Below are 7,767 nucleotides of genomic sequence, written 5' to 3' on the forward strand. Positions count from 1 at the left end.
ACCGCCGGCCACCCGAACTTCACGCGAACGACGTCGAATAAAACGAACCCGACGACTTCCCAAACGAATATCGTGAAGCCACGGCGGCCGTGCCGCGCTACGTCCGCCCGGCCGTAAAAATACGCGAATAGGCCGAGGAAAGCAACGTACGATAAAGCTCGCCAGACGGCTTCCCTCATTCGGCGATAGATATTAACAAATGCTTACTCACGGAAGCAAGTTAAATATGTCGTCGCCGGTCCGCGAAAGGACCAATATCACTTACCGGCAACCGACAACGTCTCCAGTTTCGCGACGACCTCGTCGATTACCCAATCCGGCGTCGACGTCCCGGCGGTAACGCCAACGGTTTCGACGCCGTCGAACCAATCGGCTTTGAGCTCCTCGGCGGTCTCGACGTGGTACGCCTCGGCGCCGGCCCGCCGGCATATTTCGGCCAAGCGGGCGGTGTTGGCGCTGTTGCGGCCTCCCACCACGACCATTACGTCGACGCCGCGCGCGAGCTCGAGCGCGGCCTTCTGGCGTTTCGCCGTCGCGTCGCACAGCGTGTTGAAGACGCGAATCTCGTGCGCCTTGTCGAGTAGAACGCCGACAATAAGGCGGCAAGTCGTCACGTCGTGGGTCGTCTGCATCACGACGCCCATCTTCTCGATGCGGGGGACGGCCGCCGCCTCCTCCTCGGAATTGACGATAACGGCGGCCGGACCCGCGTACCCGGCTATAGCCTCGACCTCCGGGTGGTCGCGGTCGCCGATTATGACCACCTCGTAGCCCTCGCGGGCGAGGGTCGCGGCCCGTTGTTGTACGGCCTTCACCGTAGGGCAAGTCAAGTCCAAAACGTCCGCCCCCTGCGCCTCGAGCGCTTGTAGGACCGCGGGGGGAAGGCCGTGGGACCTTATTATCACGGTGCCGGTACCGACGCCGGCAACGCCGCGCGCGACGCGTACCCCCACGCGCTCGAGCTGCTTAACGACCTGGGGGTTATGTATTAGTTCGCCGAGCGTATACACCGGCCCGGGCGCCGCGGTCGCCGCCTCGAACGCCGCCTTGGTCGCGCGCTTCACGCCGAAGCAGAAGCCGGCGTCCGACGCCACGATTATCTTCACGCCGCCCCCTCTCCGGCGGCGGGGGCGGCGGCGGGGCCGCCGCCGCGCAGCGCCGCGATGCCGGCCATAATATCGTCGGCTATAGCGTTGTAGGTTTCCTTCGACGCGGGCATCCGCCGGTACGACGCCAAATCTACGGGGGGGCCGAAGGACACCGTCACTTTCGCCCGCCGGGGAAACTTAACGCCGCGGGGCAGTACGCGAAACGTGCCGTCGATGTAAACCGGCACTACCGGCGCCCGGGCCAGATACGCCAGCAGCCCCGCTCCCACCATCGGCTTCCGGAGGCCGCCGTCGTACGTACGCGTACCCTCGGGAAAATATAAAACGAGCTTCCCCTCGTCGAGTTTGCGGAGCGCTTCTTTCAAACCGCCGGCGGACCACATATCGCGTCGAATGGGGAACGCGCCCCACGCCTTAATAAACGGGCCGCCGAACTTGCCGCCGAACAGGTCCGCGCGCGCCATATAGTACATTACGCGCGGCGTCGCGTTTCCCAGCAGCGGCGGGTCGAGGTAAGACGCATGGTTCGCCGCGGCCAAAACGCCCCCCCGTAACGGTAGGCGTTCCAAACCGCGCGTTTCGAAGTCGAAATAAATTTTACCCAACGGCCAGGCGACGAAGAAATGCGAAACCCGCCAAAGCACAACCCGTAAAAGATGTCCGACGTCGACGCGCATTATCCGGCGGCGCGCGCCTCCTTCCCTCTCGTAACGTAATCCACGATAAAATCGACGACCTCCTCGAACGTCCTCGCGGTCGTATCGACGTACACCGCGTCGTCGGCGCGCCGGAGGGGGGCCGCGGCTCGAGCCGCGTCGCGACCGTCGCGCGCCGCCAAATCCCTCTCCACCTCTTCGGCCGCGACGTCCTTCCCCGCCGCCGCGAAGTCGCGCGCGCGACGCCTCGCGCGCTCGGCCGGCGATGCGTCGAGGTAGAACTTGTAGGTCGCGTCCGGGAAAACGACCGTGCCCACGTCCCGACCTTCGACGACCGCCCCCGACGGTTCCGCCAAACGTCGCTGCAGCGGCAACAACGCCGCCCGCACCTCCGGCAACGCCGATATCGCCGACGCCGCCTCGGCCACGTCGCCGCCGGCGAGCTCGGCCGTGACGTCTTCGCCGTCCACCGCTACGAGCGGCTCGCCGTCGTTTACGGTATACCGCACGTCCGCTTTATTAAACGCGGCCGCCAGGCGCGGGCCGTCGTCCAGCGGGAGTTTATCGCGTACCGCTATCAGCGCCAAAACCCGGTACAACTTACCGGTTTCGACGAACGAAAACCCGAGCCGGCGCGCGACGGCCCTTCCCACGGTACTCTTTCCCGCGGCGGCCGGCCCGTCCAGAGCTACGACCACCGCGACGTCACGGCCTTCAGTAGTCACCCAGGGCCGCAACCTCCTCTTCGGTAAGTTCCCGCCACTCGCCGGGGCACAGGCGGCCGAGCGTTACCGGCCCCACGGCGACGCGGCGCAACACCTTCACCTTGTGGCCCAAGGCCGCGAACATTTGACGTATCATACGCTTCCGGCCGTAACCGGCGCTGACCGTAACGGTCGAGCCGGCGGCGGTCCGTTCGACGGAATCGACCTTCACCTTGCCCATATGGCCGTCCAGCAATTCGACGCCACGCTCCAGCGCGGCGATGTCCTTTTTCGTCATACGGCCGCTAACGTCCACGACGTACTTCTTGACGACGCCGAACGAGGGGTGGGCCACGCGCTGGGCGAACGAGCCGTCGTCGGTCAACAGGAGCAAGCCCTCGGTATCGCCGTCGAGCCGCCCCACCGGCTTCAGGTCTCGCAGCTGCCGCGGCAGATCGTCGCGTACCGTCCTACGGCGGAACGGGTCCCGCGTCGTCGTCAAAACGCCCCGCCGCTTATGATACGCCACGTAGCGGAAGCGTCGCCCCGGCCTTACCTCCTTGCCGCCGACCGAAACCGCCGCCCCGGGCGGAACGCGAAACGCCAGGTCGTCGACGACGGCGCCGTCGACTACGACGCGGCCTTCCCTCACCAACCGCTCGACGGCCCTTCGCGCGCCCAGGCCGCACATCGCCAGGTACCGGTTGATGCGGATGCCGGAAACTTTTTCGCTATTACCTGGGATATTAATCGCAAGGGTTAGAGCTGAATACCCAACAATACACCTACTAAATCGCGGAAATCTCTTCCTTCTTCGGTCCCGGCGTCGATTATTTTATCCATATTAAAAAACCGGGTAGTCGTAGGGGATTCGCTTTTTGCACGCGGCAAGTCTACATCGATTTTTAAAACGGTCCAAAACTGGGGATATCCCAAGTTCTTTGCTTTCAAATGACTTTTCTCTGCTTCGCCCAAACGGTTATGAACGTTCGATACGTCTTTACCCCCTTTTATTTCTATTGATAATATCTTTTGGTACCTATCGGGGAGCAATTGAATAATCCTAACGTCCGGGTCGTTCGAAAATTCGATTATTATTTTCCGTCCGGAATCATTCTCGATCAGAATGGAACGTTTAGTGGTGTCTTTTATATACCCCGATACTAAATTTTCTATTAATTCGAAAAATTCCTTTACCGCTTCTTTTCCTATCCTCGTATTTTCGCTCCCGCGGAACTGCGGCCCTAACGTAAGCAATTGCAAATCGTGCACGGTATCAATAGCAAGGTAATCGATATTCCCTATTAGCGCCCCGCCGGTAGCTATAAGGCTTTCGCATAAAGGTCTAATAGATTGAGCGATCCTGGTTGGTATTTCGCCGCGATCCTCCAGGCACTTGAACTTACCGAAAGGGCCCTTACTATAAAATTCCTTTTGGGAAAGACCGTACAGTAAGCGATAATAACCGAGGAGGAACGGGTTGCTTTCTAGTAGATAAGGTACAGGGAAAAATACCTCGCCCCGCAGACCATAAGACGCAACCCGAGCTAAAAGCTCGGCCTTCACGTACGTATTCAATTCGCGGTCCAATTTCTCGATGTTTATTTCTTCGATTGTTCTCTTAAAAGCGTCCGTTATATAAATCCCGTATTTCTTTGAGTCGATAGTAAAAAGCGATTTGCAGATTCGGTATTAATACGCCGAAACCCGCCTCTTTCCCTTCTTTCATATTTTCACTCCCAGCCTAATCTTCTTTTCGCGATAGAAGCGTATTCGTCGTTAAGCTCAATCCCCGCGAATTTACGGTTAAATTTCAAACACACTTCACCGACGGTCCCGGACCCGAAAAACGGGTCTAAAACCGAATCTCCGGGTTCAGTAGACGCCGATATACAGGGTTCGATAAGACCGGGGGGAAAGGTAGCGAAGTGTGCCCCCGGGAAAGCCACAGTTTTTAAGCGCCAAACGGTCCTTTTATTCCGAGGCTTCCCGTTCGGGCCCGCGACTTCTTGCATGGCGTCGTAGTCGTAAAAATATTTTTCCGATTTTGAAAACATAAATATGTATTCGTGGGCGCGCGTAGGCCGGTCTTTTACGGACTCGGGTTGGCAGTTGGGTTTATACCAAATGATATCCGAACGGAGGTACCACCCCCGCTCTTGTAAATAAAAAGCGACACGCCAAGGTACGCCAATAAGGTCTTTCGGTTTCAAGCCTTCGGGCGTGGGAGGCCTATAATCCATTGCCCGCGCCGGGTTCTTTTTATCAGGAGCTCTTCTATTTCGATCGCCGCTAGTATATGTATCGCCTAAGTTTAACCATAACAAACCGTCGTTCGTTAAAACCCTCTTAACTTCTTTAAAAACATCCCCTAAATTCGTTAAGTAATCCGGCAAGTATTCCTCGGAACCGATCTGGCCTTCAACACGGTAATCGCGCGTTCCCCAATACGGAGGGCTCGTAATGCAACACCGGAAATTCTCCGACGGCAGTTCCTTTAATAAAACCCTGGCGTCGCCGACGATTATACGGCTACCTTCCGGCTCGCTTTTAATAAGCCTGGTAGTCCCGTTCAAATAACGATCCCGGTTATTTACCATCTTAAGTTTACCTTGTAGTAAATAACTATAAACCTATCGAACAACCGTTTCCTACAGCTACCCCCCCGTCTCGGGCTCTTCCAGCGACGGGAGGTCGTTCAGGGCGGCAAGGCCGAAGTGTTGGAGGAATTTCTTCGTGGTGCGATATCGGAAGGGGCGCCCGGGCGCGTCTTCGCGGCCGTCGGTAATAATCAACTTTTTATCGAGTAAAGTCTTTAAAACAGCGTCGCTGTTGACGCCCCGGACCTCCTCGACGGCGACGCGCGTTAGGGGCTGCCGGTAGGCGACTATCGCCAGCGTCTCGACCGCGGCCCGGCTCAACCGGGGGCCCCTCTCGATGGGTAGAACCTGCTTGGCCCAGGGCGCGTACTCGGGCCGGGAGTAGAAGCGGTACCCGCCCCCCACGTACGCCAGCTCGACGCCGCGGCCCGCGTATTCCCCCTGGAGTTCCCCGATTACCGTCCGGAGCTCGTCCGGCGAGGCGCCGGTCAGGGCGGCGAGTTTTTTTAGGGGCAACGGGTCCGGCGCGACGAACAGCACCGCCTCGACTACGTTCTTGAGGGGCAGGTCCTGTCGTTCGTCGTCCGCGTTCATACCAGCGCCAACGTCGGGTATATCCATATTTCGTCGAAAGTACGGTCTTGACGGACGCGGCACTCGCCGGCCCGCAAAAGCTCGAGTAAAGCGAGAAAGGTTACGATTATAACGATGCGCGGCCCTTCGAAGAGCGCGTCGAAGCGGACGCGGCCGCCGGCGTCCTTGAGGCGGCGTCGGACGTACGCCAGCCGGTCCTCGATCGTCGGGCCGCGAAGTCCCGGGACCACGTCGCGCGCTTCGGGCGCGCGCGCCAATACGCCGCGGAACGCGTCGAGGAGGATGAATATCGACTCGCCGGAGGCCGCCCCGCCGCTGAAGCGGCCGTCGCCGCCGGCGGGGTACTTCGACGACTGCTCCGCCTCGCGGGCGGCCAACTCGCCGGCGGCGCCCTTGAACCGTTGGTACTCGAGGAGCTGCGCCACCAACAACGCGCGCGGGTCTTCCAACCCTTCGGCCTTCGGAACGTCGCCGCGCGGAAGGAGCATCGCCGATTTTATTTCCATTAAGGTGGCGGCCATAACGAAGAACTCGCCCGCGACGGCGAGGTCGAGCTCTTGCATCAACTCGAGGTACGCTATGTACTGCTCGGTTACCCGGGCGATGGGGATGTCGTAAATGTCAAGCTCATCCTCCCCGATGAGGAACAACAAGAGGTCGAGGGGACCTTCGTAAACAGGCAGTCGTACGCGGTAGTCCGTCACCGTCTACCCTCGCCTCGCCCTGGTTAAACGCACCGCGTCGTACGCCTGGTCGCAGGTCGGCTTCGCCACTTCGCGCGCGCGCCGCGCGCCGTCGTCGAGCACGTCGCGCAGGTAATCGGGCCGCCGCGCGAACTCCGCCCTTTTTTGCCGGATGGGCTCGAGGTATTCATTTACGGCCCGCGCCAGCGCTAACTTGCAGTCCGTGCAGCCGATGCGGGCGTGCTTGCAATCCTCGTAAATCTCCTCCGCGGCCGCCGCCTCGTACAGCCGGCGGTAGAGGTAGACGTTGCACCGGTCGGGGTGGCCCGCGTCGCGGCGATAGACGCGCTTGGGGTCGGTGAACATCATCTTTATCTTCTTTTCTACCTCCCCCGGCGGGTCCTTAATAAAGATGGCGTTGCCGTACGATTTCGACATCTTACGGCCGTCGGTGCCGGGGAGGCGCGCCGTCTTCGTGAGCAGCGCCTGCGGCTCCACGAAGACCTCGCCGTAGAGGTGGTTGAAGCGCCGCGCCATCTCGCGGCTGAGCTCCAGATGCGGCAATTGGTCCTCGCCCACCGGGACGGCGTTCGCCTTGTAGATAATTATATCCACCGCCTGAAGGACGGGATATCCCAAAAGGCCGAAGGAGGCCGACTCGCCGAGGCCCAATTCCCTAATCTTCTCTTTGTACGTCGGGACGCGCTCCAGCCAGGACACCGGGACGAACATACCCAACAAGGTGTAGAGTAAAGCGTGCTCCGGGACTTCGGATTGGATAAAGAGGACCGAGCGTTCGGGCTCGAGGCCGGCGGCGAGCCAATCGAGCAATACCTCGAGGCGGTCCTCCGGTATCGCCGACGTATCGGTACGGTCCGTCAACGCGTGGAGGTCCGCTATCTCGTAGAAACAGTCGTACTCGCCCTGCAGCGCGACCCAGTTCGTGAGGGCGCCCGCCAGGTTGCCGAGGTGAAGCGGGCCGGTAGGCCGCATGCCGGATAGAATCGTGCCTTTCTTCTTCGCCATAAAAACCTCGCCTTAATTTCGGCGATTTTAGCACATACGCAGGCAATGTGCAACAACGGCCGCGGCGTCCGCCGTCGGCCGACCGGTATCGTAGGCCTAACGGTGAGTGTACGCATCTTCAAAATTTACGAGGTCTTATCGTCGTAGGTGTAGGCCAAAAAGCCATAAAAACGGTAAATTTTTTCTCGAGAAAACGGACAGAAAAAGCTTGCATTTCAGGAACACGTTTGTTAGTTTTTAATAATGAAAACGTTAAAGGAGGTGAATAAATTTGCGTAAGGGCATTCTATTTTTGTTAGCGCTCGCGTTGCTCGCGGGCACGGCCTCGGCCGACTTAGGCGACCTGGTGGCTTCGTTCCCCAACATAGGGACCTCTTATCACTACGGCTTGGCCG

The 7,767-nt window shown here is 59.5% G+C and carries 9 protein-coding genes; all 9 read right to left on the minus strand.

The genetic code is table 11. The features are described 5' to 3' along the window. Positions 1-257: 257 nt before the first annotated feature. The 9 genes from ispH to trpS are packed head-to-tail and all read right to left on the minus strand — an operon-like array spanning position 258 to position 7,372. A complete protein-coding gene (ispH, locus tag VMX79_05595; protein ID HUV86569.1) occupies positions 258-1,106 on the minus strand; it encodes a 4-hydroxy-3-methylbut-2-enyl diphosphate reductase in 849 nt (282 codons plus the stop codon). Further along, positions 1,103-1,786, minus strand: a complete 684-nt coding sequence (locus tag VMX79_05600) for a lysophospholipid acyltransferase family protein (protein ID HUV86570.1) — start codon at positions 1,784-1,786, stop codon at positions 1,103-1,105. Before VMX79_05600 ends, ispH begins: the two co-directional genes overlap by 4 nt. Beyond that, positions 1,786-2,490 carry a (d)CMP kinase gene (gene cmk / locus VMX79_05605; protein ID HUV86571.1) on the minus strand — a complete coding sequence of 235 codons (705 nt, stop codon included), beginning with the start codon at positions 2,488-2,490 and terminating at the stop codon, positions 1,786-1,788. The genes VMX79_05600 and cmk overlap by 1 nt, the downstream gene beginning before the upstream one ends. Further along, positions 2,480-3,250, minus strand: coding sequence for a pseudouridine synthase (locus VMX79_05610; GenBank protein HUV86572.1), 771 nt, complete (start codon positions 3,248-3,250; stop codon positions 2,480-2,482). The genes cmk and VMX79_05610 overlap by 11 nt, the downstream gene beginning before the upstream one ends. Then, the gene (locus VMX79_05615) at positions 3,229-4,155 is read right to left on the minus strand and encodes an XcyI family restriction endonuclease (GenBank protein HUV86573.1); all 927 of its coding nucleotides are present in this window, start codon (positions 4,153-4,155) and stop codon (positions 3,229-3,231) included. Before VMX79_05615 ends, VMX79_05610 begins: the two co-directional genes overlap by 22 nt. A gap of 47 nt (positions 4,156-4,202) precedes the next feature. Continuing rightward, positions 4,203-5,069: a site-specific DNA-methyltransferase gene (locus tag VMX79_05620; GenBank protein HUV86574.1), complete on the minus strand. Its 867-nt coding sequence runs from the start codon at positions 5,067-5,069 to the stop codon at positions 4,203-4,205. Between the two features lie 57 nt (positions 5,070-5,126). After that, positions 5,127-5,663, minus strand: coding sequence for an SMC-Scp complex subunit ScpB (gene scpB / locus VMX79_05625; GenBank protein ID HUV86575.1), 537 nt, complete (start codon positions 5,661-5,663; stop codon positions 5,127-5,129). After that, positions 5,660-6,367, minus strand: coding sequence for a segregation/condensation protein A (locus VMX79_05630; protein HUV86576.1), 708 nt, complete (start codon positions 6,365-6,367; stop codon positions 5,660-5,662). Before VMX79_05630 ends, scpB begins: the two co-directional genes overlap by 4 nt. Before the next feature lie 3 nt (positions 6,368-6,370). Next, complete coding sequence (trpS, locus tag VMX79_05635) at positions 6,371-7,372, minus strand: tryptophan--tRNA ligase (GenBank protein HUV86577.1); 1,002 nt, start codon at positions 7,370-7,372, stop codon at positions 6,371-6,373. Between the last annotated feature and the right edge of the window lie 395 nt (positions 7,373-7,767).

Source organism: bacterium (genome assembly GCA_035529855.1).
Taxonomy (GTDB): Bacteria; RBG-13-66-14; B26-G2; order WVWN01; family WVWN01; genus WVWN01.